Origin of the sequence: Vibrio brasiliensis LMG 20546, from assembly GCF_000189255.1 — a bacterium.
GTDB classification, from domain to species: domain Bacteria; phylum Pseudomonadota; class Gammaproteobacteria; order Enterobacterales; family Vibrionaceae; genus Vibrio; species Vibrio brasiliensis.
The window spans coordinates 103,047-128,564 of the sequence record NZ_AEVS01000090.1; the positions used below are offsets into that span (position 1 = coordinate 103,047).

Genomic DNA, 25,518 nt, shown 5'->3' on the forward strand with positions numbered 1-25,518 from the left:
GCTTAGCCGAAGCTAAGCCTTAAGGTTATGCGGTTGTCGCCTGTGGTTGATAGCGACCGGGTTTGTGGTTCATCGCCAGGATCAGGTTAGTGGCTATCGCCCCCATCACCGACAGAGCAATCAACGAGATATCGACAATAAACAGCGACATAACAACGATGGTGCAATCGAGCGCCATCTGTACTTTACCCGCTCGGATGCCAAAACGCTCCTGAAGGAAAAGTGCCAGAATGTTGAAACCACCAAGACTCATCTTATGGCGGAAGATAACCAACATACCGATACCTATCATACCTCCACCGAGTAACGCCGCGTAGAAGGGATCAATACGCGCTATCTCAATCACGTGATGCAGGTGGTCAACGGCAAATGACACAATCGTCACAGCGATAAAGGTATTGAGCGTAAAGCGCCAGCCCATACGGGTCACAGACAAGATGTAAAAAGGCAGGTTAAGCGCAAAAAAGATCTGACCGAAACTGAAATCACTCACCTTAGTGAGAAAGATCGCCAATCCTGCAGTACCGCCTGTCAACAGACCGACTTTATTGAAGAAGATAACGCCCAGTGACACCAGAGCACTACCGATTAATAACGCAAGTAAGTTCTCGCGCAGACTATGTTCTTTATCCATTTAGACTTCCTATCCATTAATACCAAAATCGGAACAAACCAAACGGCAGGTCATTCCGATGGGCATCAGATCCACAAAAAGGTGGATCAAACCCGCATAAGATGTCGATTAATGATAGAAATGTCGAGATTTGGTAGGAAATCACTGTCGGGATTTGTGTTAAACAAAATGTACACTTGCGCTTAACAATTACGGCTTACGTTTAGAAAGTTTGACCACATTGCCCTCGCCATTAGCCAGTTGTGCAGCCGGCTTGGACTCTTCAATACAAGGTCTTCCTTTATCACTATACATAGCTTCATCGGCAAGACTGAGTAAGGAATCTTTATCCTGCGCCTGTTCTGGGTAGTGACTAACGCCAATGCTGGCACCAATTTCCAGGCACTGTCCGTCAAACATGATCGGCTGACTGATCACATCCAGAATTTGCTGCACTTTCTTTTCTACAATGTCCAGGTCATGAAGCAGATCGAGACAGACGACAAACTCATCTCCGCCAAGGCGACCAACGAAGTCCGATTCACGCACGCTCTCCTCCAATCGCTCACCGATTTTCACCAACACCACATCACCGGCATCGTGACCGAAGGTGTCATTGACATGCTTGAAGTCATCAAGGTCAATAAAGAGGATCGCCAACTTACACCCAGTGCGATTGGCCTTAACCATGGCATTCTCTAACTGCTTATCAAATGCCCGGCGATTCATCAGATTAGTCAGCGGATCATGCTCGGATAAAAACAGCAGTTGCTCTTGTTTGTGTTTCAGTTGTCGGGTCTGACGCAGTACTTCTTCCTCTAACTCTTTGCGAGTCACGGTTGAGCGGCACAAAGAGACGGTCATCTGATTGAAAAAGCTGGCAATAACACGAAACTCACTATCCATTTTGACCGCTTCAACCTTGGTATCTAACTGCCCTTTTGCCAAATCGATAATCGCCGCTTTCATCGCTTCTGCGCCAGATTTAAAGCGGAATAGGATCAGCCAAGCGGTGACACTGACCAGAATAGAACAGATGATCAACCAGGCGGCGGCTGTCGACATCACACTTTGTAGGTTGGTAATGTTGCGGTTGAGCACTTGTTGATGGACGTAGGCCAGCTCTTCAGTCATATTCTGCACAATCATGTTATAGCGTGAATGAAGTAAATTACGCGCATTGATATTGGCTGAGCTTTGCTCTCCACCCTTAGCGGAACCATCAAAGTAGAGCTCTTTCTCCTGTAATAGCAAGATATGCAGACTACGATTCATATGCTGGATATTATCCAATTGAATATTGCTACTGTTGAAGGCGGTTAGCTTGGTATCCAGTTCAGCATGAGCGACTTCAACCTGATTGAGACTAGGTTGATCACTAAATTGTTTAAACACCCATAACTGGCTGCGTAACAGGTCAACACTCAGTTGTAACTCAATGATCTGATCCAGTTCCGACTTAGTTAACCTCTGCTCACCATTGATCTTCGAAAATGAAATGACAATAAACAGCGTCAGCATCATGGTCGTAGTAGAAAGAATAAACATTTTCTTGAACAGCGAATCTAACATGGCGTTAATCCCTCTGTTCTACGACTTTGCGATATGGGTAAGCGTAAAACACTTCCCTGAAGTCTGGCGGTGAATTGTCGACTAAACCGGCTTCAATTGCCCAACGGGACTGTAACTGTAAGTTCGACAGCAACGAGTTACCCAACGACAAACGGAACAGATAGTCCTGCCAGGTCCATTGCACCTGACTTGGTGGAAGATCAAGACGCGCAGCAATCATTTCTATTGCTCGCTCAGGATTGTTATTTATCCATTCAATCGCCATATCCAGCGCCTCAAGCAGCCTTGCAGGCTCGTCGCCAACAAACTCCAGATAGGGTGACCGGGAAATAAGATTAAATGACAGTTGGTATACACCTTTGACACCAAGATTAGCAACGTCGGCCACGGATAATAGGTCCGCTTCAAACCCCATTGGTTCCCATGCTGATATTGCATCAACACGGTAGGAAAGCAGTGCAGGCACCATCTCGTGGGGCTGTAGGTAGACCTTCTCCACTGGCATGTGCTTGAGGTTATTGCTAATCAAAATTGAGTCAAAATAGAACTCACTGGCCGTGCCTTTGATAATACCAATCTTACGACCTTCCAGCTCTTTGACACTGTCGATTCTACTGGGGACTAACGTCAGTAGTTTGAGGTCATTGTCTGACTCTACAAAGCTGACCAATAAAGAGAGATCATCGCGTTGAAAGCTTTGAAACATCACCACAGACTCCGAAGCCGTGGCGTAGTCGACATTTCGAGACAGCATAAGCTCGGTACAGGCGGCACCGCTTGAGCAGGGATGTAAACTAACGTCGAGGTTGAAGTGTTTAAAGAATCCTAGCTGATCGGCGACTAAAAACGGCGACGACAAAGGCGACAGAGAGACCCCTATCTTAATTTTTGAAGACCGAGTCGTTTGACTGCTCTCCATTACATTTATCACGCCCCAAGCCACCGCGCACAACACAATCACAGATACACTAAGCGCCAATTTTTTATATTTTATAATCGGCATCATTGGCAGATCCATTTTACATACGAAACCTAGCACATATAAATTTAGTCTATGAATTAAGAATGTGCACCAAGGGCTCAACTTTTTTATGTTGTCATAAACAATTTCTTCAAAAGTTTAATTCAGCTCACAAAAAGTCAGCCATTAAATCCATTTCTACTAAATCTATTCGCCGTTGTGGCAAACCCGTTTGTCGTATTGACCATCACCAAAGTGCAAACCATCAGCTTGCTCAATATAACCTGTTGGGTCGCGACATCGTCACGCACCAAAGTCGATGACAGACAAGATTAGGGCTATCCCTTACCTGAGGGATCTGTTTTAATGCCAGATTAAGTTATTAAACGGAACCCGATCTTGCTCGAAGAAATCTATTTCGCAGGCGGTTGTTTGTGGGGAGTGCAGGAGTTTATGCGCCACTTACCTGGCGTGGTAAATACTGAAGCAGGACGCGCAAACGGCACCACTAATACGACATTAAGCCAATATGATGGTTACGCAGAGTGTGTTCGTACCCAGTTCGATACCGAACTCGTCTCTGTTGAACAACTGATTGATTATCTGTTTGAAATCATCGATCCCTACAGCATTAACCAACAGGGTCAGGACATCGGCGAAAAGTACCGTACTGGTGTTTACAGTCGGAATGAGCAACATTTACAGCGCGCCCAACACCACATCGCTCAGCGCCCTGACAGTGACAAGATCGCCGTTGAAATAAAGCTTCTGTCCAATTACGTTAAGAGTGACGACGAACATCAGGACAGATTGACTCGCTTTCCTGACGACTACTGCCACATACCGATTGATCTGCTGCGCAAATACCGACAACCGTAGCCTACGAGACTCACGCTGACTTCAAGTATCACAAGGATTGAGAGAACAGAACCGCGTGCCTACCCACGGAACAGGGAATTGTCACACAGCTTAACTACACGTTAACCATTCGTCAGGGTGAGCAAATTGAGCTAAACGATGACGAAAGTTATCTGGCTGTATTGCAGCAATACTTCGGTATAGAGTTAAACGCTCAGTATCAGCAGTTAATGCCGATTAGCAGTGACAAGTGAGATCCTCGCAGATAATTTTCATAAGGTGCTGTTGTATCGGTTAAAAATCCAGTAATTTGGTCTAACGCTATAGAAAAATTCAAGGATTGACATGTTTGAGCAAGTCGTAGGGATACTTTTTCCGGTATTCGCATTGATCGCGGTGGGCTTCTCGGTTGGCCGTTGGCTTAAACCAGACTTTAAGCCAATCAACCGCATTAATATGGATGCCTTTACCCCTGCGTTGGTGTTCTCATCCCTTGTTGCCATGCCACTTGATACCGAGCAAGTCCCTCTGTTGAGTGCAGCCATAGTTGCCGTTTTACTGCCCGGACTGGTTATGCTCCCTGTATGCAAACTGGCCGGATTGAAGTACAAAGCCTGGGCGCCGCCACATATGTTCCGGAATAGTGGTAATCTGGCGATCCCCCTGTTTACCTATACCTTCGGTGACACAGCCCTCGCATCGGCGGTATTGCTGTTCGTGGTTTCCGCCTGTCTACACATCAGCCTCGGCTTAGCACTGCTCAGTGAAGGTAACCCGTTTAAACAGATCATCAAGATGCCAATTTTCCTCGCTGCCAGCTCAGCGTTAGTGTTGAACCTGACTGGAATTGGTGTCTGGTCCCCGCTTTACGAAGCAACCTCATTGCTCGGGCAGGCGGCGGTACCAGTGATGCTGCTTTCACTTGGCGCTCAGATGTGTAATCTGCGAGTCAGCGGATTGAAGGTCGGTATCCTATGTAGCTTACAGTCACTGCTCACGGGTGCTATTAGCTTCGCAGTGATCTACTGGTTCATTCCACTACCGACGATGCAACTGCAGATGATGGTGTTGTTCACCATGCTACCGCCCGCAGTGATGAACTATCTGTTTGCCGAGCGATTCCAGATTGAACCGGTGAAAGTGGCGTCCATGGTGCTGTTTAGTAACTTCTTCAGTATCATTACCCTGCCGCTATTACTCAGTTTCGCCCTCTCCTTGTGACCACTCTTCCGGATTGGTAAGCATCGTCTTACCTTTAAAGGTCTCAGCACGTATATCCTGCGGGTTGTAAATGGCGCACGACTCCATCGACAGACAACCACAGCCGATGCAGCCGCCGAGATCATCCTGCAAAGCTTTAAGCTGTTGAATGCGGTGCTCCAGGCGATCTTTCCAACCAGAGGCCAGTCGCTCCCACTCCTGTCGATTTGGCGCTTGATGCTTAGGCAGGTGTTCAAGTGATTCTGCAATCTCTTCTAACGTCAGCCCGACTTCCTGAGCCGCTTTGATCACCGCAATGCGCCTTAGAACACTGCGATGATAACGGCGTTGGTTGCCCTGATTTCGCCAGCTATAGATTAACCCTTTCTGTTCGTAAAAATGCAAAGCCGACACTTTCACTTCTGCCCGCTTTGCCACTTCTCCCACGCTCATTTCCATATTCGCCCCAAAAAAGTGAAATTAACACTTTACCTAAAGTTAACTTGAGGTTTTAGAGTAGCACTAACTCAGCACGATTACATAAGGATATTTCAATGAGACTAGTGGCAAACAACAGAACCCTACCTTACCTATCAGGCCGCTTTTTTGATGGTATTTCATCAGGCCTGTTTATGATGGCTTTGCCCTGGATCATGCTGAGTACACCAGATATGGGCACCTTTGTCGCCATGGTGGCATTAGCCTGTACAGCAACATCGTTTGTCCTTACGCCCTTCTTCGCCACATTAATCGACCGCCGTTCACGTAAGGCACTGTTGATTGCTGTTCAGGTTATTCAGTCACTGACCGCCGCGATAGTGTTGCTCGCACACATCGTAAACCTTGACTCTCACTGGCTACTGGCTGGTGCTCAGATGGTATTTTGGGTAAGCAGCAACCTTGCCTGGTCGACCAACAACGCCTTCACTCAGGAAAATTATCAGCGCCACGAGTACGCTTCTATCTCAGGCAAGCAGGAAATCGTTATGCAGACCACCACGCTTGGTGCCGGCGCATTGGGTGTCATTTTACTGCAAACGTGGGGAATGGTTGAGTTTGCTGCCTTTGCAACTTTCGCCTCCGCACTAGCGGCTTTAAGTTACATTGTCACACCATATAATAAACAACTACGCGATAGCCATAGCAGTTCCTTTATCGCTCAAATGAAACAAAGCCGAGCCATCTTTGCCCAGCAACCACGTTTTTATGCTTTCCTACTGCTATCTTGCCTCTCTTATCCAATTCTTACTTTTCTTGGCAAGCTGGTACCAATCTGGTTTGCTGAAAACAACATTTCCGGCGACTGGTATGCGGGCTATAACATCTCATTTGGTCTCGGCTCACTGCTCACAGGGGTGCTGGTAAGTAAACTTCTGTCAATGAGTTCTCATCAAACCACCATGCAGTACTCTATGGCTTTGGTTGCCCTTGCCCTGTTTGGAATGAGCATGGCAACGCACCCGGGTTATATCCTGCTGATGACCTTAGTGTTCGGCTTTTTTAATGCGCTCAACCGCATCGCCCGAACTAACTGGATGCACCATACGATTGAGATCAGTCAACGTGGCAGGGTGGAAGGTGGGCTGGTGCTCTTTTCCACATCAGTACAGAGCCTGAGTTACGTCATCATCGCGCTGTTGGCCCATAATGGTTTCACTCAATATGGCTTCGCTATTGCGGCGTTCACCATGCTGGCAGCCGTGGTAATAATGGTACTGCTTAATCGCTCGCAACCTTTACAGGCACAAGTTGCCAGCTAGCGTCATTAGGCGCCGTTTAGGGTAGAAGTAAAAAGAGGTACCTCAAGGTACCTCTTTTTAACAACCGGATATGATTAAGAGAGTTTAAAACGGGCAACGATTTCCGCCAGTGACTGGTTCATGTCAGAAATTCTCTGCGCCTCTTCAAGCGCCTGCTGACCGTTAGCATCGAGCTCACCAACAATATCGTTGATGGCACTCATATTACGGCTCAGCTCCTGAGTGACACTGCTTTGTTCTTCTGCGGCTGTCGCTATCTGAGTACTGAGATCATTGATATCCGTTACGAATTGGGTCATGACATCAAGGCTTTCCGCTACTTCCCCAGCCCCCTCAGCTGTCTGGGCACACTTCTGTTTGGTTGAGTCCATTGAATCCACGACCGATTGACTACCACGCAATAAGCTCGCCAGCGCCGCTTCTATTTCCTCGGTGCTGGTTTTGGTTCGGCTGGCAAGATTACGAACCTCATCAGCCACGACCGCAAAGCCTCGTCCCTGTTCACCAGCTCGGGCAGCCTCAATTGCAGCGTTAAGCGCCAATAAGTTGGTCTGCTCTGCAATGTCCCCTATCACACCCAAAATGGTATTGATGCCGTCAGTCTCAGACGCCATATTGTTCACATTACCAGAAGCATTACTTACATCATCAACTAATTCTTGCACGTTGTTTTGGGCCTGAGTTACCGTCGCCTTAGAGGCAGCACTCGCTTCACTCGCTTTGTGAGTCAGTTGCGCCGTATTGGCTGCATCGGTTGCCATAGAGTCAGCGGTTGAATTCATCTCTTCAATTGCGGTCACCACCTGCTCGGTTTCCTGAACGTGGCTCTGTAAAATGGAACTGTTGCGCTGGCTCTGATCTTTCATTCGATCGACGTTCTCGTTGAGGTTTTCAGTCATCTGACGAATCTCTAACATCATGCTTTGTAAGCTGGCAATGAAGGAGTTAACACTCTCGGAAATCTCACCAAGATCATCCTTAGTTTTGACTTCTATACGCTGGGTCAGATCACCATTGCCCTGACTGAGTCCAAGCATGGTCTCTTTTAACACCAGAATTGGGCGATAGAGAACTTGCATGATGACCATAGCAAGAATAACGCTCACCACCGTCGCAATGACAGCGGTAGTGATTGCGGCCTGTTTGGCGGATGCTAAGTCGGAAAACACTATCTCTTTTTCCAGACCCGTAACGAAATACCAACTCTTACCGGCAACATTAATCTTATGAGCAAAGAACAGCTTTTCTACCGAGTCTTTATAACCATCAAAGAGCGCACTGTCCTTGCCAATAGAGCGTGATGCCACATCCGTTAACCACGGATATTTATCTGCCTTCTCACCTGCTTTCACCTCTGACAGCGACGAAGCAAGAACCGTCTTATCGTGGTTAAGGATCATTGCAAACGCACCGGGAATATCATTGGCGCCTTTGACAATGTCGTTGAGGAAGCCAAGCTGCATATCAACTGAAATCATGCCGCTCATTGTTTTGCGCACAATCGACACCCAATACGTGTCCCCATCACTACTTAAGTAAGGTTCTGTCATCGCTGCAGCCGGACTTTGCCTGCCCAGTTGATACCAACTTCGGGTGGTCACATCACCATTGTATTTGTGATTAGGCCAGGTGCCCGCGGTTTGATTCCAATAAGCATCACCGTTAGTAAACGCCACCACTGAACTGTTGAGGTTCATACCACCCGCAATCAAATGAGTGAGATTGATAAAATCCTGCTCTGTACCCGTGATCGGTTTATTGGCAAATTGCTCGCCCACTTTGTCTAATCCGGCTACTTTCTCGTTTAGCTTATTACCAATCTGATCAGCTTGGGCTTTCACGTAATCCTGATTACCACTTGTGATCAGCTCAACTAATGTCTCTTTCTGCTTAACGTAGGAGACGTAACTTGAAACCGTCACCGAAAAGACAACCAGAGCAATGATCGAAATCAGCAGTAATTTCCTAAATCCTAAATTTCTCATTACCAATTCCTTATTCGCTACCTCGCTATCCCTCCAACAGGACATACTCAGCCATTCGAATTTATTATTAAATCTGTAAGTAAATTGTGGTAGGAATATGATAAAGATCCAGCTCTTAACTGTGATTATTGAGCTGAAGTGTGAGTTATAGTGATTGGACGCAGATTTCTGTCATAAGGGAATAAAAAAGCAGCCATATTGGCTGCTTACTTGAGTAGAAAAATAGTGTTACACGTCGAGAGACATGCCAATCTGACTCAGTTTGCTACGAAACTCATCGACGCTAGCTGCTTCATAGGTCGGTGAGCCATTAAAGTATCTTGGTTTTTCAGGCAACATCGCATTTTTCAGGGCTTTTTCTTGGTCAATATCATCATGATAAACCGTGACTCGATTTGGTATGTCTTGTTGGAACCTCGCCATTGTGTTCTCCTTTCATCTGACGTTTTAATCACTATTAAGCGTAGAAAAACCGCAACTGGTGTCAAAGTTAACTTTTGTAGCAGAAGAGACTACAAAACGAGACTAAACTACTGATTTTAAGGTAAATAACCACCCTATAAGCAATAAACCAGTTGCGATCTTCAATGTCATTCTGTGAGCTTTTTCCAACTATTTCATCGGCTATTTCACTAATCGCTCAACAAGTCGGTCATTGAGTGGATCAATAGCCTGCCAGCAAGCTATTAGGCTGCAAAAAATAAACTTTTAAGCGAAATCACACTTTTGCTCTCTACGCCCCCCAATAGTGCTAAAAAGGATGAGTTGCCTTTTACACCCTTGAACTAGCCTAACTACACTCTACTTTTGGCTCGCGACTATCATGCAAAAACTGAACATTTACCAAGTCTTCACTCGCCTGTTTGGCAATACCAACCAAACCAATACTCCATGGGGAACCATTGAGCAAAATGGGGTCGGTAAATTTAGTGACTTTAGCGATAAAGCGCTACAGGAAATCCGTCAACTCGGCATCAGCCATATCTGGTATACCGGCGTTCCTCATCATGCCTTGATTGCTGATTACACGAATATTGGCATTGAGAACGACCACCCGGACGTTGTAAAAGGGCGTGCGGGTTCTCCGTATGCGGTAAAAGATTACTACTCCGTCAATCCTGATCTGGCGGACAACCCAGCTCAGCGCAATCAAGAGTTTCAACAGTTAATCGAACGAACCCATAAAGCGGGCATGAAGGTCATCATTGATATCGTGCCTAACCATGTAGCTCGTGTTTATAAGGGCCTCAACAACCCGTCAGGAGTACGTGACTTTGGTGCCGACGACGACACCAGTGTGGCTTATCAGCGTGACAACAATTTCTATTACATCCCCGGCGAACATTTTAAGCTACCGCACGCCTTACAAGATCAGCGTCCTCTGGGTGGAGAATCGCACCCAGGTCTGGAGACACCGTTCGTTGAATATCCGGCGAAATGGACCGGCAACGGCTCAAGGCTCGCCCAACCAAATCATGATGACTGGTATGAGACCGTCAAAGTGAACTATGGCGTAAGACCTGATGGCAGCAAGGATTTTGATATCCTGCCAGAGGCGTACCGCCACAAGTCTGCCGAGGAACATTTCCAGTTCTGGCGCGATAAATCCATCCCGAGTTCATGGCTTAAGTTTCGCGATATCGCTCTCTACTGGTTAGAGCAAGGCGTTGATGGCTTCCGCTATGACATGGCGGAAATGGTTCCTGTTGAGTTCTGGAGCTTTATGAACTCATCCATCAAACAAGCCAAGCCAGAGGCCTTCTTGCTCGCAGAAGTCTATCAACCCGATCTCTATCGCGACTATATTCAGCTTGGCAAAATGGATTACCTCTATGACAAGGTCGATCTGTATGACAGCTTAAAAGCCGTGATTCGCGGCAGCGGATCGACCAGCGAGATTGGTCGTATTCAACATGAGTTGCGTGATATTGAACATCACATGCTGCATTTTCTCGATAACCATGATGAGCAGCGCCTCGCATCACAGGCGTTTGCAGGCAGCGGGGAACGAGGTAAGCCTGCAATGTTAGTCTCGACCTGCCTGTCTAGCGCACCGACCATGATCTATTTTGGTCAGGAAGTGGGGGAAGCTGGCACAGAGCACGGTGGCTTTGGTCAGCCTACTCGTACCTCCATATTCGACTATGTTGGTGTCCCGGCACATCAGCAATGGATGAATGAAGGAGAGTTTGATGGCGGCCAGTTATCTCCAGCGCAAAAATCGCTCAGAGCCTTCTACGTTAAGCTGCTTAACCTGGCGTTAAACAACTCAGCCTTATGTGGTGATTACCACGACCTTTACGGCGCTAACGTCCAAAACTTCGCAGAGATGAAAGATAAGCTCTACGCGTTTGCTCGCAGTGATCAGCAACAGGCAGTCATAGTGGCTTGTAACTTCTGCGACAACAACAGCAAACAGGTAGAACTGACCATCCCTGACTCTGTCATTAGTCAGTGGCAGCTGGGTCACGGCGTCTACCCACTCGTCGACAAACTGAACCAACAAGACTATCAGCTCAGGATCACCGATCGTGGCGCTACCCTTTCTCTGTCGCTGGCACCATTAGCCACGCATTTTATTTGTTTAGATAACCTGCCACTGTATCGAGGCTAACATGCAATCATTGCCCTTTATCTATCACGGCCAGTCGAGTGACTGGCTAGTCCGTGAAGGCAACACCTTGTTGGTGACTCTTATCACCGACAAGGCGATGACTTATTCCAAAGTGATGCTCCGTCATGAACCAGACAACGAAGAGTATCTGGTCGAAATGGTATTGAGCCACAGCGACAAATACCTGAATTACTGGACCGCGAGCTTTGAGCTCAATCATGACCGAGACGTCACCCACTATGTGTTTAAACTGCTCACCAAGCAGGGACAATTCTGGCTGGCGGGTAACGGCGTTACCAGACGTATTCCGGCTAAAGAGAGTCACTTTAAATACAATGCGTGTCACCAACCCCCTGAGTGGGTACACCAGCAGGTGTTCTATCAGATTTTCCCTGATCGTTTCTGTAACGGTAAACCAGACATCAGCGTTAAACAGGATGAATATCTGGTCTCTGGCGGCAAAAAGGCCGTCGTTGCCAAACAGTGGGGCGAGCCAGTCGATACTAAACACGGGTACGGCGGATGTGAATTCTACGGCGGCGATCTCTACGGAGTCGAAGAGAAACTCGATTACCTGCAACAGCTGGGAGTGACGGCGCTCTATTTGAACCCTATCTTCACCGCGCCAAGTAACCATAAATATGACTGCGCCGATTATTTGCAGATCGACCCACATCTCGGGACCAACGATCACTTCGCTCAGTTGTGTGATAATCTCCACCAGAGAGGAATGAAAGTTATGCTCGATGCGGTGTTTAACCACACATCAACCGAGCACCCCTGGTTTAATCTGCAGGGATTACAGCCGACATCTGGCGCCTACCAGTCACCGCAATCACCTTATCGTGATTACTACTTCTTTGATGGCGACAGTCACCATTACATTGGCTGGAAAGGTATCCAGTCCCTGCCCGTGCTTAACTTTGAAAACCAGCAGGTTCGCGACTACATCTATCAAAGTGAAGACTCAGTGATCAAGCACTGGCTTAAACCACCTTATCAGATTGATGGCTGGCGTTTTGATGTGATACACATGCTGGGCGAAGGTGAAGGCGCCAAGAATAACGCTCATTACGTCAAGGCATTTCGTCAAGCAGCAAAGCAGGTAAACCCTGACTGTTACGTACTTGGTGAACACTTCTTTGAAGCCAGCCAATGGCTTCAGGGTGATCAGGAAGATGGCGCGATGAACTACTACGGCTTCGCCCACCCTGTCAGAGCCTTGCTTGCCAGGTTGGATATTTCTTTCGACCCTATCGAGATCAGCGTTAATGACTTTGTCACATGGCAGGCGGAGGCAAGAGCCAAACTCCCATGGCAAAACCAGCTCGCTCAGCTTAACCAGCTCGACAGTCACGACACAGCGCGCTTCCTAGAACTGGTCAAGCATCAGCCAGAGCTGTTTAAGATTGCTGCCAGCATGCTATTTAGCTACGTCGGCACGCCATGTATCTACTACGGCACAGAGATTGGTATGCTCGGTAGCCATGATCCGGATAACCGTCGCACTATGGATTGGGACGCCGTCGAACACAGTGACTATTTGCCATGGCTACAACAGCTCATCAAGATCAGAAAGCAGTCGCCAGCACTGTATAAAGGTGACTATATGACCCTACATTTCGACGATCAGTGTCTGGTTTATGCCCGACTCTATCAGGGTGAAGTGGTGGTCAGTGCCTTTAACCTGAGCAAAACGTCCATTGAGCGCGAGATCCCTGTATGGCAAGTCAATATTGATGAGACTCCGCTCACCAATTTGCTCGATTCCTCTGTTTACCTGCCACAAAATGGTGTGTTGAAATTGTCACTGCCACCTCTGTCGAGCGCCTTGCTGTCAAACGCTGTTAATGGCTAATATCACACAATTTCATCTATAACTTGTCGGCGCTAACAACCGTTAGCGCCGATTTTTTTGAACACCAGCACACCATCAGACAGTGATATAGGTTTTTTCTATAGAATCGATTGAAATTTGTATTTTTCAATCCTCGATCAGACGAGTAAATTTATCGCCATACTAATGACATGGATTGATTCTAATGAAAAAGCTTCTAAAACCTCTTTCTATCTGCACACTGGCAGTCCTTGCTTCTAGCCCTGTAGCGGCAATGACCGAAGGCGAAATCACCATTTGGATTAACGGTGACAAAAGCTACGAAGGTCTTGCTCAAATCGGTAAACAGTTCGAGGAAGATACTGGTGTAAAAGTTATCGTTCAGCACCCTGAGTCTCTTGAGGCACGCTTTGAAAAAGTGGCGGCGAAAGGCATGGGGCCAGATATTATTTTCTGGGCTCACGACCGTTTTGGTGGGTATGCGGAAGCGGGTCTGCTGAAAGAGGTGAATCCAAGTCAGGAGTTTAAAGATAAGCTTGTCGACTTTAGCTGGGATGCGGTCACCGTTAACGGCAAGCTGATGGGCTACCCAATGGCGGTTGAAGCGCCTTCGCTAATCTACAACAAAGACCTATTGCCAGAGCCGCCAAAAACCTGGGAAGAGCTCGCTGCAATCCATAAGCAAATGGCGCAACAAGGCAAGCAAGCCATTATGTGGGATGTAAAAAATGCTTACTTCACATGGCCGATGATCTCTTCAGGCGGCGCGTTCACATTTGAAAAAGTAGCGGGTGGCTACAACGCAGACAAAACAGGCGTTAACAATGAAGCCGGTGTCAAAGGCCTTCAGTTCCTGGTTGATATGGTCAACCAGGGAGTAGTCAACCCTGATATGGATTACTCTGTCTCTGAAGCCGCATTTAGCAAAGGTGAAGTAGCAATGACCATCAACGGTCCTTGGTCTTGGGGCAACCTGGACAAAATGGGACTCAACTATGGTGTCGCTGAACTACCAACACTAAACGGCGGTAAAGGTAACCCACTGGTTGGCGTACTCAGCGCGGGTATCAACGCAGCCAGTCCAAACGGTGATCTGGCGGTTGAGTTCCTTGAGAACTACCTGTTTGTTGATGACGCACTCAAAGTGATGAACGACGACAAACCACTTGGCGCGGTAACTCTGAAGAGTTTCCAGACGATCCTTGAAAGTGACGAACGTATCAAGGCAACCATGACTAACGCTGAGAATGGCGAAATCATGCCAAACATTCCGCAAATGACTGCTTACTGGTTTGCTGAAGGCGCAGCGATTGATAACGCTATGCAAGGCAAACAGACGGTGAAAGAAGCCCTGGATACGGCGGCTAAACAGATCGTTAAGTAACCATTCAGCCGTATTTCATTTGTTCCTGTCCTTACCCTTTGCCGAGAGCCTAGCTCTCGGCTTTTTTACGAATAAGCTCAATCAAAGCCTGAGTCGGCTCTGTAAAATCTCCAACCTTAGTGTAAATACCGACCTGTCCCAACTGCTGCTGGTTAACCCACAGTAACTTCAGTCCAGCCTGCTCAAAGTGCGCCTTCATCTCTGAGGTATATGGCATGATGGCGTTACTCATTTTGACCATATCAACACTGGCAGAGAGCGAGTCAAGCTCGTACGTCACACGGGTATCCTGCGCCGCCGCACTAAACAGTTCAGCGCCTTCTTCCGTCAGCACATCTCCATGGCGGGCATGATCAGGGGTGACCTTAACCAATGGATAATCACTGGCTTTTTCTACCAGATCCGACTGACCCAATAACGGATGTTCCGGCCTGACATACCAGGCTTCTCGCTCTTGGAACAATGGAATAAAGCGGACCCGATGACGAGAGTGAATACCGACAATTTCATGGCCAATAAATAAGTCAATGTCGTCGTTAATCAAATGGTGCAACATCGATAAGCCGTTACCAAATTCGATGTGCATTGAGCTATGAGGAAACTGTTTGGTAAAGCGCTCAACCGCCTGCGCAGCAAAACACTCCCACCAGGCTTCGCCAACGCCAAGCTTAACCTTACCACCACTGCGCGACTTCATATCAGTAAGCTGATGGATCATTTGAGTATGTTTCTCGAGCACTTCCTGCACATAGCGAAAGTAAACCCAGCCATACTCGGTTAACTCAACTCCCTTCGACTTACGAATAAACAGATCCGTTCCGAGCTGCTCTTCCAATTTTTTAATCGCCGTCGTGAGAGATGGCTGGCTGATAAAGAGTTTATCTGCAGCCGCTTTGATGCTGCCCTGACGAGCCACTTCGTAAAAATAACGATACTGTTTATCCATGTTCTTATACTTCACTTTACAGGAACCGAGAGAGTAGCTTTTGATATTGATTTTTTCTATAGGACAATTCAAATAATCAATTATTTTTGTTGCACAGAGTTCGCTATAGTCGCCACAGTATCCAAATCAATTAAGGCAGTAAAATGGAAAAGCGTTGGTGGCATGACAGCGTGGTGTATCAGATTTACCCGCGTAGCTTCTGTGACTCAAACAATGATGGTATCGGTGACCTTCAAGGCATCATCAGTAAACTCGATTACCTGCAGAATCTGGGGATCGACGTTATCTGGCTCTCACCGGTTTATCAGTCACCAATGGATGACAACGGCTACGATATTTCAGATTATCAGGCCATTGCGCCCGAATTTGGCACCATGGACGACATGCGCGATCTGATAGAGCAAGCCAAACTGCGCGGGATTCGTATCGTCATGGATTTAGTGGTTAACCACACCTCTGACGAGCACCCGTGGTTTGTCGACGCAAAACAGAGCCCAGACAGCGACTATCGCGATTTCTACATCTGGCGCGACGCCAATCCAGACGGCACACCGCCAAGTGATATCGACTCTATCTTCGGTGGCAGCGCATGGCAATGGGACGAAGAAAACCAACAGTACTTCTTCCATCTGTTCTCCAAACGCCAACCCGACTTAAACTGGGAAAACCCTCGCGTCCATGACCAAGTGTTTGCGATGATGAACTGGTGGATTGATCAGGGCATTGGAGGCTTCCGCCTTGATGTTATCGACCTGATTGGCAAGGAAATCGACAAAGGCGTCACAGGTAACGGTGAACGACTTCACCCATTACTGCACAAGATGAACAAAGCCACCTTTGGTGACAAAGACTTGCTGACAGTGGGAGAAACCTGGGGCGCGACACCTGAGATTGCCAAGCTTTACAGCGATCCGGCACGCGAAGAGCTATCAATGGTGTTCCAGTTTGAGCACATCACACTGACTTGGCAAAATGGTGACAAATGGCAACCGATCCCTCTTGACCTTAAGCAGTTCAAACAGGTATTGACCAAATGGCAGGTAGAGCTAAGTAATCAAGGCTGGAACTCATTATTCTGGAACAACCATGACTTGCCGCGTGTTGTCTCTAAGTATGGCTGTGATAAAGAATACCGAGTTGAGTCAGCAAAAATGCTGGCAACCACGCTGCACTTTATGAAGGGCACACCCTACATATTCCAGGGCGAAGAGATCGGCATGACCAACGTCGCCTTTGACAGCATCGAGCAATACAAAGACATTGAGACCCTCAATTTCTATAAAGTTAAAACCGAGTCTGGTGTTAGCCACGAGCATATGATGTCCGCGATCCATGAAAATGGCCGCGATAATGCACGTACGCCAATGCAATGGAACAATGACCATCACGCAGGGTTCACAAACGCAACGCCTTGGATTGAGGTTAACCCGAACTATCCAGAAATAAACGTCGCTGCAGCACTGGAAGACCGTCATTCCATCTTCTACCACTACAAGCAACTGGTCTCGCTACGTAAAGCACACCCTGTGGTGGTCTATGGCGACTTTATTCCGCTGCTTGAAGAACATCCTCAGGTGTTCGCCTACGAGCGAAAAGATGACCAGCAACACTTGATGGTCGTCAGTAACTTCAGTGCCGAGACACTGACTGTCGAGCTGCCTGAGCACCTGCGCCAGCGCAATGTGACTACCTTGATTACCAATATCGAGCCTGTCACCGCACTGGCTGAGGAAATCACACTGCAACCGTATGAGTCTTATGCACTGATGCTGTAACAGCAAAACACCGGGTAGCTGCCCGGTGTTTCTTTGTTATCTGTTAGCACTCCATTACTTGAGCGGTAACGGATAAAGTCTTATCTGAACGTTATATGCGTCGTTGTTGATATCAAATAGCACGTTAACGAAGTCTTCAATGTTGAAGATCCACTCTTCCTCATAAGTACGGCAATGTAAGGTATCGACCACGTCACCATCTGCGAGACACATGCCAAACTCATCAAGCGTGGTGTCGTCCGCTACCTCACAGTCATAGACTGTACCGTTGTATTCAATATCACCAAGCCCGTCATACTCATCAACCACGGTGCAACAAAAGTCTTTGTCGGAACAGACATTGGTATTACCATCCAAACAGGACTCGTCATCTTCCCAGTAACATACTTCGCCGCTAAAACTGAACAAACCGGTTAAGTTGGTCGCGGTTTTAGCGCCCTTACCTTTCTCGGTCGACTCCCAGCGTTCTAGCGTACAGCCACCATCGTCACAGGTTCCCGGGATCAAAGCACCTTCGTTATCTATTACCCCGATTAACCACACATCATCCGTGGTGTTGTCGCCATCACCTATGATTGGAATTTCGCGCCCGGTGACACTAAAGTCAGGGCCTCCATCGTCAGTAGGTTTACCTAACACCCGTGCATAGACAGCATAGCCATCCTTGTCGGCTGGAATGCGAACTACCGCCGGATCGTTGCCACTGTAGCCTGTACAGGCATCGGTGACTTGTAAGGTAGTCGAGTCTAAATCCGCATCACTACCGGATTTTTTCGCTGGCCCTTTAGAACCCGACTCCATCAGGATTTGGCTGCTGTCACTGCCTCTTGGCATGCTGATCACATTGCCGTAAGCGCATCGATACTCAAAGCCTGCCTGAGTTGGACACTCACCCGGGAGATACTCGTCACCGATAGCATAAAACGGCTCTGTTACATCCCCCAAATCCGTATCGGTTATTTCAACAATCTCTACGTACGTTTCGCAAATATGAGTGTCTTTTTTACCATGCAGAATAAGGTTGAAATGCTCTCCACTAGGGAAGCCATTACCCAAATAGGTTCCATCGCTTTTTACCGGTTTCCCCGCCTCTGCTGCCACAGAAAACAGTAACACTGTCGCGACGAGCCACAGATTTTTTGTCAACGTCATACCCAACTCCTACACTTCTCATTCGCCCTTATTGAGTATATGGCCAATAGCACTTTTGTATTAGAACATATTGGCTAACCAGCGCCTCTGTTAGATCGAATGTTCACAAGACGAAGTTGTGGCACGTGTTATGCGTAATGCTAGAGTCAGGGGTTTTATGTCATTGATGGGGAGCAGACTTACCAGGATAGGATCTGCTCGACCTGATCAATCGTGGTTTCAGCTGACTGGTAATCCACTTGCAGCTCCACTACGCCTTGTTCTGTCGCGACAAATAGGGACGGAAAACTGTTTCCACCAATGCTGCGGGCAAACTCCAGCTCCTGCATAAATTGCTGGTTGAGTTCCTCAGACAATAGGTCCGCTTCGAATCTGGCGACGTCCAGGCCGATGTCATTTGCCAGATCAATCAGTACGTCATTATCACTTGGGTTACGCGCCTGCAGATAATAGGCACTCTGAATAGCGGCGAGCATAGATTGCTCTGCACCTTGCTTACGAGCAGCCATGACCGCTCGGCAGGATGGGTAAGTAGAACGGCGCGGCGTATTTTGGCTCCAAAAGTCATAGTTGAACTCGGTTCCGAGGAAGTCTTCAATCTTCTTCCAGTAAGAGGCTATCTGCTGCTGCATCTCCTCTGGCATCGGCTGATCCGAGTCTGGCGCCAGTCCCCCGACCACATACTGAATGTCGATTTTATCTTGCAAAGCCTGAGTGATTTTTTGCCAAACGGGTTTATAACCCCAACACCATGAGCACATTGGGTCAAAAACATAATAGAGTTTATTACTGGTCGACATAATGGCGGCTCCTCCAGTGAGCTCAAACGAGTTAGATTTCTGATAAGACTACCCTGACTATACAAGCAGCCCGACCATTACCACAAGTTGGTAAACTGACTTTGCATCGCGCGGCTTACTGGTAGCTTTTCATTGCCAATCACTACCACCATTTTACCAGTGATCACTTTCTTGACCTTCTCAATCGCTGAAACATTCACAATGGTCGAGCGATGAATTTGCCAGAAATGCTGCGGATTGAGCTGCTGCAACAGCTCCTTAAGTGAGGTACGCAGCAGATATTCCGCCTTAGTGTCACCTTCTCTGGCAAAGACGGAGACATATTTGTCTTCCGCTTTAAAGTAGAGTACATCGTCGGTTGAGATCAGGTGAATGTCTTCGCCTTTACTGGCTCGTATCCAGTTCAGGTAGTTGGGCGTTGCCTGAACGTTGATCTGTTGCAGTTGGCTAAGCAGCGCCGACATGTCAGGCTGTCCGGTGGCACTGTCATTACTAAGACGCGTTTTGAGTTTCGCGATACACTGCTCCAAACGCTTTTCTGACAGGGGTTTGAGCAAGTAATCAACCGCATTGTTTTCAAAAGCCTGCACCGCATACTCATCGTAAGCGGTGATGAAAACAATCTCAGTTTGAGTACCATTGCTCATAAGCTGTCTGGCGGCAGACATACCATCAAGTTGCGGCATTTTAATATCGAGAAAAGCAATACTGGGTTTGTATTGTTCGATAAGCTCTAACGCTTGCTGACCATTCTGGGCCTGACCAACAATCTCCAGCTCAGGCCAGTATTCGGCCAATAGTTTGTTGAGATGATGACGCAACAAAGGCTCATCGTCGGCAATCACTGCGCTGTACGCTATATGGTTCATGATGCTTCCTGCTTACATTTCCAGTTTGGCGATAGGGATTTGAATCACTGCCTTAACGCCCCCTGACTCTCCCTGACGAACCGATAAACTCGCCTCTTCGCCATATAAGGCTTTGACTCGCTCACGGGTATTGTCGAGTCCAATTCCATGCCCTGAACTCGCGCTCACGCTATCCAGCCCAACGCCGGTATCCGAGACTTCAATCGTGATGACTTGTTGTTGCTGAGAGATATCAATCACCACCTCTCCGCCTTCCGCTTTAGGTTCTATACCATGCTGAACCGCATTCTCGACCAGAGGTTGCAATAGCAACGGCGCCAGTGGTAAGGACTGAGTGACGTGATTGCTGATCTGATAGTTTAAGCGCTCCCCCAAACGGATCTGCTGAATCGCCAGATAGGCATCGATCAGACTGAGTTCAGCACTGAGTGTCGAATTTGTCTGACGACTATTGTGCAGCGTGCCACGTAGCAACTCGGTCAGTTTCTCCAACATATGTTGCGCCTTTTTAGGATCGTGACTGATAAGCGCATTGACGTTGGCCAAAGTATTGAACAGGAAATGCGGCTCTATCTGGCTTTGTAGCTGGCGTAGCTGACTGAGTACCAGCGCTTTTTCTTGCTCGGACTGAATACGCTTAGCTGTCTCAAGCTCTTTTTGCGCCAACAGTTTCTGCTCGTGGGTGTAAAAGTAGAAAAAGCACGTCACCGAGAAGATAAAGCCCAGCACCATCACAGGCTTTAGTTGGCTGAAATCAGAGAAACGGTCATAGGTATTGAGCCACCAATAGGCGTTAATGGTGCCAAATACCATGGCAACCACAAGAGAGAGTGCCGTCACGATCTGGTTGGATAACTGAGGTAGCCACCAGCTGATAAGCAGTGAACCAGCAACTGAACTATATCCATAGCCTAAGCTGATCGCCAGATGCTCAGTATAGGGACTCGGCCAGATAGACTGAGTGACAAAAGCGATCACCGCACAAAAGATAGTGGTGTAACCAAAGCTTTTGACTGCATTTGAGGCATAGGAGACTGAGTTATTCATCAAAACTTCCCTTTCAGATTAAGAAAAATCATACGCTTATCAGGCAGATTTGCATATAGAGAGTCTCGGCTTCCTGTCATAAAACGCGCTGCAAGTTCAGCCGAGAGCGAAGCAGTACCTGAATCATAAACCTGATATTCAAGCCATTGTGTGGCAATCACGCCTTGATCTTGCGGTGAATAGAGCAGATCAAACGTCGGGGTTAAATTATCCAGCCACAGTTGCTGCTGTGTCAGTGGCCACTGGCTCCATGCCGTCGCATTCATTGTCCAGTGGAACATCAGGTTATGTTGCACTAAATTGACCTGACTTAACCCCTGAGCGTAGGATGATGCCAGAGGAGCCAGCGCATTCGTGGCGTTTAGCGTATCCACTCGCTGATAGGCCTGCTTCCAGTCACTCTCGCTCCAGCTTCGACTATCAAACCAGTATTCAACAATTACATTGTGACCGGTGGCATTGGCCCAGTTGAGGCCAAGCAAAGCCTGATAGCCATCGCTTTGTTTCGCCAACGTCACCGGACTGATGAACCCTCCTTGCTGATAACCAAGGTAACGGTTCTGATAGACCGCAGAACCATGCATTGACCACGCGTCATCAAACACGGTCACCACAGAGCCCGCCAACACGCCATGACGTACGTCGTCATAGTAAGCCAGAGCCTGCCACTCATTATCACCACTGAGGACATACCGCCTGAGTCCCCCCCCCTGCTGTTCGGACGCTTGTTCCAGTTCACTACCCTGTTGTTTGGTCCAGGAAGAGTCGGTGTAAAACACGCTCCACTCACCGGCTAAATCAAAGTAAGAAGCCATTGCGGTGCCTGTCCCTTCTTCAACCTGTATCCCAACCGGATTGCGACGATAAGGTTTAAACAAGTCGAGCGGTCGATATCCGTACCCCACACCCCAGTCCAGCCTGACTTTGCCAAGCGTCACATCGACAGGCAAGGAGAACAATTCCGTCCCCCCTTGCCAGAACAGCTCCTGCACAATCAGTTCTCCTTTATAGCTCTGGGTAGGATCGGAGCTGTAAACCTGACTGCCTTTCGCTGCAACAAGAGCGGTGACGCCGTAGCCTTCAAACTGAACATCAATGACAGCATCAACCGTGTCCGTGCTCTGACGCTGTGGCTCACCGAGCAAATCGGAATGACGATGCTGCGCCGAGCTGAGACTCAGGGTTGAGTCCCAGTCCAGTTCAAACGACTGAGCATTTACCGTGCTCGCTACCAGCATCGCAGAGATAGGGATCAATGCGCTTTTCATCTATAACTCCGACAAAGCATTTCGGGTCAGATAAGCCGGGTTGTAGTACTTATCGTCGAGCTCAAACGGGCTAATATCCTGATATTCAATCACCGTCTTCTTAGCGGGTTGGATTTGGTCGAGCAGAGTCATGGCAACCACACGGCGCTTACCTTGTCGATCTCCAGAAGTAAACCAAGCCTGTTTGGCGAGCTTTCCTGAACGCAGATACAGATCGGCTTTGATTGGGAAGTCACTCTCTGCATCCAACCACAGATCGATCTTGGCGTAACTTGCTCCCTTAGTGGATGCTCTTAAACGCAAATAGTTGACGGCGCGCGAATCACCATCTATTTCAAGCGTCTCAGGTTTAACAAAGGTTGCCTGATAATCTTCACTCCAGGTAAGAGTCGAAATGTCCCCCACCGACGCTTCACCCAGTAACTTTTGCATCGGCGTGATTCGGATCGGGCGACGGCTTTTCGGCATCACCAGCCAATAGTTGTCGCCCAGCATCAACATCTTTTGTCCGGCTTCAACCTGAGATTTGAACAGCACCAAAGACTCACGGTTTTCACGGGTGTAGACATTGTACTCACGGGTCTTATCCAACTGACCATTCTCATACAGACTCACCATAGAGACGACTCTGGCTGACTCTGAATCTAGCCGATAGTGGTCAGCATTTTTGACCATGGTCTCGACATCTTTCGCTACCGCGCTTGATGCAATGAGCGTAATGAAGATAGCTGCGCTTATCTTGAGCAGTGAACTAAACATAAATTAGTGCCTCCGTTATTGGCTTCTTGACGCCTTTTGATGCAGACAACCAGGCAGCAGTCACGCAGATTGCCAGTACACCGATGGCGGTCATCGCCAGCAGTTCCGGGGAAAAATAGATATTAAGGGGATAACCTTCTGTGCGACCCGGTGGCGGTGGCATCTGCACATCCACTACCATCAGCAATCCGCTCGTCACAAGGCTCAACGCACCACCAATGCACGAGCCAATCAGGGCAAGAAGGGCTGACTCGCGAACAAAGCCAGAAACAATTTCTCGCGGATAAGTTCCTAATGCAGACAAAGTGCCTATCTCACGGGTACGCTCGGTCACCGACATGGTCATGGTGTTGAACAGGGCAACGAATACCACCAGCGCCATAACCGCCCCCATGATGCCGAAGATGCGGTCATAGAGATCTTTCACTTTGCTGTAGAAGAAAGCGCGATCCTGCCAAGGAGTGACCTCGACAGCTTGCTTCAATGCCATCTGTGATAACTGCTCGCTAACCCACTGCTTCATCTCGGCGGTGTGTTCAGTTTCAAACAGGAACACCGATAAGGTGCTGACTTTGTCGCTACTCAGCAACTGCTGCGCCGAGTCTATATGCACGTATAGCTGGCGCTTATCAAGCTCAGGTACCCCGGTTGAGTAAATTCCGCGTACTTTATAATCGTATGCGTTTAACGCGCCGTCACTGGTGGTCGCGAGCAAGGTGACCCAGTCGCCCGGCTTAACACTCAGGTTGCGCGCCAGATCAACGCCCAGCATCACTTCCGGCTCACTTGGATCATAACGAGAAGAGTGAACACTCGACAGGGTTTTCCCTTCTCGGACATCAAGAAACGGCCCTTTCATGTCAAATTCACGATCATTTACGCCTGTGCCGACAAAGATGGTCGATTTACTGCCGTTTGACACTAAACCGGTAAACTCAACTCTCGGCTGTACACCACGAACCTTATCGTTTGCCAACAGACGTGTGGTGATCGGCACACTGTCAGCAATGCCATTTGCTAAAGGCATCTCTTCATCCTGCTCAAAATAACCGGGCTGACTGATGGTTAAGTGGCCGGTCTCTCTGGCGGTGGATTCTTTAAGGGAATCATAGGTGTAAAGACCAAAGCCTCCGGCTGACGTCAGAGCAAAGATAGCAATCGCTATGATAAGTATCGACAACACACTGCGACGGCGGTTTCGCTGTAGGTTGAGATAAGCGATTCGTACAGAATCTGGAATTAACTTGCCCATTTGATTGGCTCCTTGTTGATGGTTCCGTCAAGCAGGTCGATGCTACGATCGCACTGAAGTGCCATACGCGGATCATGGGTCGCAACGATAAAAGTGGTGTCTCGTTCATGGCCGAGACTTTTCATCAGTTCAATCACCACCGAAGCGGTATGACTGTCGAGACTCGCGGTCGGTTCATCGGCAATCACCATTTGCGGTTTATGCACCAGCGCCCGGGCAATAGCGACACGCTGCTGCTGACCACCTGACAGGTTATCCGGACGGTGGTAAGCAAACTCTTCCAGCCCCACTCTGGCCAGAATCTCCAATGCCAACTGTTTTTGCTCCAGTAGTGAATAACCATTAAGCATCAATGGATAGGCAACATTTTCCCAGGCGGTCATCACCGGGATGAGGTTGAATTTCTGAAACACAAAGCCAAGCTGACTGCGGCGCATTCGAGCCGCTTCAAGGGCATGTTTTGGATAAGGCTGACCTGACAGGTTGATCACCCCTTGGTAATCCATATCAAGCAGGCCAAGAATATTAAGCAGAGTACTTTTACCAGAGCCCGAAGGACCGCACAGTGCGACCATCTCGCCTTTAGCGATCTGTCCACTGACCGAACTCAGCGCGTTTACCTGCTGCTGACCAATATGATATTGCTTACTGATGTGTTGAAAATCTATCATAACGCCACCTTAAGCTGCTGAGTCTATAAGGGCTTGAGCCTGAATCGTCACTGGATGCTGAGGAGCGCGAGCTTGCATCTCTGCCAGCCACTGCTGCGCCTGAGGCTTGTCTTCTGCTCTTAGCGCTGCACGTATCGCGTAGATATAAACCCAAGAAATGGCGTCATAATGCTGCTGACTGAACAAGTCATCCGC

General features: G+C 48.1%; 22 protein-coding genes and 1 pseudogene. 7 read left to right on the forward strand and 16 right to left on the reverse strand.

Annotated features, from left to right (window positions below; all coding sequences use genetic code 11):
* Positions 1-25: 25 nt before the first annotated feature.
* The 3 genes from RH46_RS17905 to RH46_RS17915 form a co-directional block, all read right to left on the reverse strand.
* On the reverse strand, positions 26-634 hold the full coding sequence (locus tag RH46_RS17905) for a DUF6198 family protein (RefSeq protein WP_006880932.1): 609 nt from the start codon (positions 632-634) through the stop codon (positions 26-28).
* 189 nt (positions 635-823) lie between these two features.
* On the reverse strand, positions 824-2,185 hold the full coding sequence (locus RH46_RS17910; RefSeq protein WP_006880933.1) for a diguanylate cyclase domain-containing protein: 1,362 nt from the start codon (positions 2,183-2,185) through the stop codon (positions 824-826).
* Between the two features lie 4 nt (positions 2,186-2,189).
* Positions 2,190-3,188, reverse strand: coding sequence for an ABC transporter substrate-binding protein (locus tag RH46_RS17915; protein WP_040896169.1), 999 nt, complete (start codon positions 3,186-3,188; stop codon positions 2,190-2,192).
* Positions 3,189-3,545: 357 nt separating this feature from the next.
* On the opposite strand from RH46_RS17915, the gene RH46_RS17920 reads away from it, so the two are divergent.
* A complete protein-coding gene (locus RH46_RS17920) occupies positions 3,546-4,025 on the forward strand; it encodes a peptide-methionine (S)-S-oxide reductase (RefSeq protein WP_040896159.1) in 480 nt (159 codons plus the stop codon).
* 324 nt (positions 4,026-4,349) lie between these two features.
* On the forward strand, positions 4,350-5,225 hold the full coding sequence (locus RH46_RS17925) for an AEC family transporter (RefSeq protein WP_006880936.1): 876 nt from the start codon (positions 4,350-4,352) through the stop codon (positions 5,223-5,225).
* Here the strand turns inward: RH46_RS17925 and soxR are convergent.
* Positions 5,199-5,663: a redox-sensitive transcriptional activator SoxR gene (gene soxR, locus RH46_RS17930; protein ID WP_040896161.1), complete on the reverse strand. Its 465-nt coding sequence runs from the start codon at positions 5,661-5,663 to the stop codon at positions 5,199-5,201. The two genes, RH46_RS17925 and soxR, sit on opposite strands and share 27 nt — an antisense overlap.
* Positions 5,664-5,758: 95 nt before the next feature.
* Here soxR and RH46_RS17935 point away from each other — a divergent pair, with 95 nt between their 5' ends.
* A complete protein-coding gene (locus tag RH46_RS17935; protein ID WP_006880938.1) occupies positions 5,759-6,964 on the forward strand; it encodes an MFS transporter in 1,206 nt (401 codons plus the stop codon).
* 74 nt (positions 6,965-7,038) lie between these two features.
* Here the strand turns inward: RH46_RS17935 and RH46_RS17940 are convergent, their stop codons facing one another.
* Together RH46_RS17940 and RH46_RS17945 are read right to left on the reverse strand one after the other, a co-directional pair.
* On the reverse strand, positions 7,039-8,949 hold the full coding sequence (locus RH46_RS17940) for a methyl-accepting chemotaxis protein (protein ID WP_006880939.1): 1,911 nt from the start codon (positions 8,947-8,949) through the stop codon (positions 7,039-7,041).
* Between the two features lie 228 nt (positions 8,950-9,177).
* The gene (locus RH46_RS17945) at positions 9,178-9,372 is read right to left on the reverse strand and encodes a hypothetical protein (protein ID WP_006880940.1); all 195 of its coding nucleotides are present in this window, start codon (positions 9,370-9,372) and stop codon (positions 9,178-9,180) included.
* A gap of 400 nt (positions 9,373-9,772) precedes the next feature.
* Here RH46_RS17945 and RH46_RS17950 point away from each other — a divergent pair, with 400 nt between their 5' ends.
* From RH46_RS17950 to malE, 3 genes are all read left to right on the forward strand, one after another.
* A complete protein-coding gene (locus RH46_RS17950; protein ID WP_006880941.1) occupies positions 9,773-11,563 on the forward strand; it encodes an alpha-amylase family protein in 1,791 nt (596 codons plus the stop codon).
* Position 11,564: 1 nt separating this feature from the next.
* Positions 11,565-13,421 carry a maltodextrin glucosidase gene (malZ, locus tag RH46_RS17955; protein WP_006880942.1) on the forward strand — a complete coding sequence of 619 codons (1,857 nt, stop codon included), beginning with the start codon at positions 11,565-11,567 and terminating at the stop codon, positions 13,419-13,421.
* A gap of 184 nt (positions 13,422-13,605) precedes the next feature.
* Entirely contained in the window at positions 13,606-14,784 is a 1,179-nt protein-coding gene (gene malE, locus RH46_RS17960; protein ID WP_006880943.1) for a maltose/maltodextrin ABC transporter substrate-binding protein MalE, read from the forward strand.
* 49 nt (positions 14,785-14,833) lie between these two features.
* On the opposite strand, the gene RH46_RS17965 is transcribed toward malE, so the two are convergent.
* Positions 14,834-15,730, reverse strand: coding sequence for a LysR family transcriptional regulator (locus tag RH46_RS17965; protein WP_006880944.1), 897 nt, complete (start codon positions 15,728-15,730; stop codon positions 14,834-14,836).
* A 143-nt stretch (positions 15,731-15,873) separates the two neighbouring features.
* Between RH46_RS17965 and RH46_RS17970 the strand changes: the two genes are divergently transcribed.
* Positions 15,874-17,505: a glycoside hydrolase family 13 protein gene (locus tag RH46_RS17970; RefSeq protein ID WP_006880945.1), complete on the forward strand. Its 1,632-nt coding sequence runs from the start codon at positions 15,874-15,876 to the stop codon at positions 17,503-17,505.
* Positions 17,506-17,559: 54 nt separating this feature from the next.
* Here RH46_RS17970 and RH46_RS17975 read toward each other — a convergent pair whose 3' ends face one another.
* The 9 genes and pseudogenes from RH46_RS17975 to RH46_RS18015 all read right to left on the reverse strand — a co-directional run.
* Positions 17,560-18,657: a hypothetical protein gene (locus RH46_RS17975; protein WP_006880946.1), complete on the reverse strand. Its 1,098-nt coding sequence runs from the start codon at positions 18,655-18,657 to the stop codon at positions 17,560-17,562.
* Positions 18,658-18,836: 179 nt separating this feature from the next.
* Positions 18,837-19,457: a DsbA family protein gene (locus RH46_RS17980; protein ID WP_006880947.1), complete on the reverse strand. Its 621-nt coding sequence runs from the start codon at positions 19,455-19,457 to the stop codon at positions 18,837-18,839.
* Positions 19,458-19,534: 77 nt separating this feature from the next.
* On the reverse strand, positions 19,535-20,326 hold the full coding sequence (locus tag RH46_RS17985; RefSeq protein WP_006880948.1) for a LytR/AlgR family response regulator transcription factor: 792 nt from the start codon (positions 20,324-20,326) through the stop codon (positions 19,535-19,537).
* A 12-nt stretch (positions 20,327-20,338) separates the two neighbouring features.
* Positions 20,339-21,373 carry a sensor histidine kinase gene (locus tag RH46_RS17990; RefSeq protein ID WP_006880949.1) on the reverse strand — a complete coding sequence of 345 codons (1,035 nt, stop codon included), beginning with the start codon at positions 21,371-21,373 and terminating at the stop codon, positions 20,339-20,341.
* Entirely contained in the window at positions 21,373-22,641 is a 1,269-nt protein-coding gene (locus RH46_RS17995) for a hypothetical protein (protein WP_006880950.1), read from the reverse strand. Before RH46_RS17995 ends, RH46_RS17990 begins: the two co-directional genes overlap by 1 nt.
* A complete protein-coding gene (locus RH46_RS18000; protein ID WP_006880951.1) occupies positions 22,642-23,400 on the reverse strand; it encodes an outer membrane lipoprotein-sorting protein in 759 nt (252 codons plus the stop codon).
* Complete coding sequence (locus RH46_RS18005; RefSeq protein WP_006880952.1) at positions 23,393-24,652, reverse strand: ABC transporter permease; 1,260 nt, start codon at positions 24,650-24,652, stop codon at positions 23,393-23,395. Before RH46_RS18005 ends, RH46_RS18000 begins: the two co-directional genes overlap by 8 nt.
* The gene (locus tag RH46_RS18010; protein ID WP_006880953.1) at positions 24,640-25,323 is read right to left on the reverse strand and encodes an ABC transporter ATP-binding protein; all 684 of its coding nucleotides are present in this window, start codon (positions 25,321-25,323) and stop codon (positions 24,640-24,642) included. Before RH46_RS18010 ends, RH46_RS18005 begins: the two co-directional genes overlap by 13 nt.
* A gap of 9 nt (positions 25,324-25,332) precedes the next feature.
* Positions 25,333-25,518: pseudogene (locus tag RH46_RS18015) on the reverse strand (hypothetical protein); the annotation flags it as partial.

Coding starts and splice junctions, on each gene's coding strand:
- RH46_RS17905 (WP_006880932.1), bottom strand. CDS start 634: ATGGATAAAGAACATAGTCTGCGCGAGAACTTACTTGCGTTATTAATC.
- RH46_RS17910 (WP_006880933.1), bottom strand. CDS start 2,185: ATGTTAGATTCGCTGTTCAAGAAAATGTTTATTCTTTCTACTACGACC.
- RH46_RS17915 (WP_040896169.1), bottom strand. CDS start 3,188: ATGCCGATTATAAAATATAAAAAATTGGCGCTTAGTGTATCTGTGATT.
- RH46_RS17925 (WP_006880936.1), top strand. CDS start 4,350: ATGTTTGAGCAAGTCGTAGGGATACTTTTTCCGGTATTCGCATTGATC.
- soxR (WP_040896161.1), bottom strand. CDS start 5,663: ATGGAAATGAGCGTGGGAGAAGTGGCAAAGCGGGCAGAAGTGAAAGTG.
- RH46_RS17935 (WP_006880938.1), top strand. CDS start 5,759: ATGAGACTAGTGGCAAACAACAGAACCCTACCTTACCTATCAGGCCGC.
- RH46_RS17940 (WP_006880939.1), bottom strand. CDS start 8,949: ATGAGAAATTTAGGATTTAGGAAATTACTGCTGATTTCGATCATTGCT.
- RH46_RS17945 (WP_006880940.1), bottom strand. CDS start 9,372: ATGGCGAGGTTCCAACAAGACATACCAAATCGAGTCACGGTTTATCAT.
- RH46_RS17950 (WP_006880941.1), top strand. CDS start 9,773: ATGCAAAAACTGAACATTTACCAAGTCTTCACTCGCCTGTTTGGCAAT.
- malZ (WP_006880942.1), top strand. CDS start 11,565: ATGCAATCATTGCCCTTTATCTATCACGGCCAGTCGAGTGACTGGCTA.
- malE (WP_006880943.1), top strand. CDS start 13,606: ATGAAAAAGCTTCTAAAACCTCTTTCTATCTGCACACTGGCAGTCCTT.
- RH46_RS17965 (WP_006880944.1), bottom strand. CDS start 15,730: ATGGATAAACAGTATCGTTATTTTTACGAAGTGGCTCGTCAGGGCAGC.
- RH46_RS17970 (WP_006880945.1), top strand. CDS start 15,874: ATGGAAAAGCGTTGGTGGCATGACAGCGTGGTGTATCAGATTTACCCG.
- RH46_RS17975 (WP_006880946.1), bottom strand. CDS start 18,657: ATGACGTTGACAAAAAATCTGTGGCTCGTCGCGACAGTGTTACTGTTT.
- RH46_RS17980 (WP_006880947.1), bottom strand. CDS start 19,457: ATGTCGACCAGTAATAAACTCTATTATGTTTTTGACCCAATGTGCTCA.
- RH46_RS17985 (WP_006880948.1), bottom strand. CDS start 20,326: ATGAACCATATAGCGTACAGCGCAGTGATTGCCGACGATGAGCCTTTG.
- RH46_RS17990 (WP_006880949.1), bottom strand. CDS start 21,373: ATGAATAACTCAGTCTCCTATGCCTCAAATGCAGTCAAAAGCTTTGGT.
- RH46_RS17995 (WP_006880950.1), bottom strand. CDS start 22,641: ATGAAAAGCGCATTGATCCCTATCTCTGCGATGCTGGTAGCGAGCACG.
- RH46_RS18000 (WP_006880951.1), bottom strand. CDS start 23,400: ATGTTTAGTTCACTGCTCAAGATAAGCGCAGCTATCTTCATTACGCTC.
- RH46_RS18005 (WP_006880952.1), bottom strand. CDS start 24,652: ATGGGCAAGTTAATTCCAGATTCTGTACGAATCGCTTATCTCAACCTA.
- RH46_RS18010 (WP_006880953.1), bottom strand. CDS start 25,323: ATGATAGATTTTCAACACATCAGTAAGCAATATCATATTGGTCAGCAG.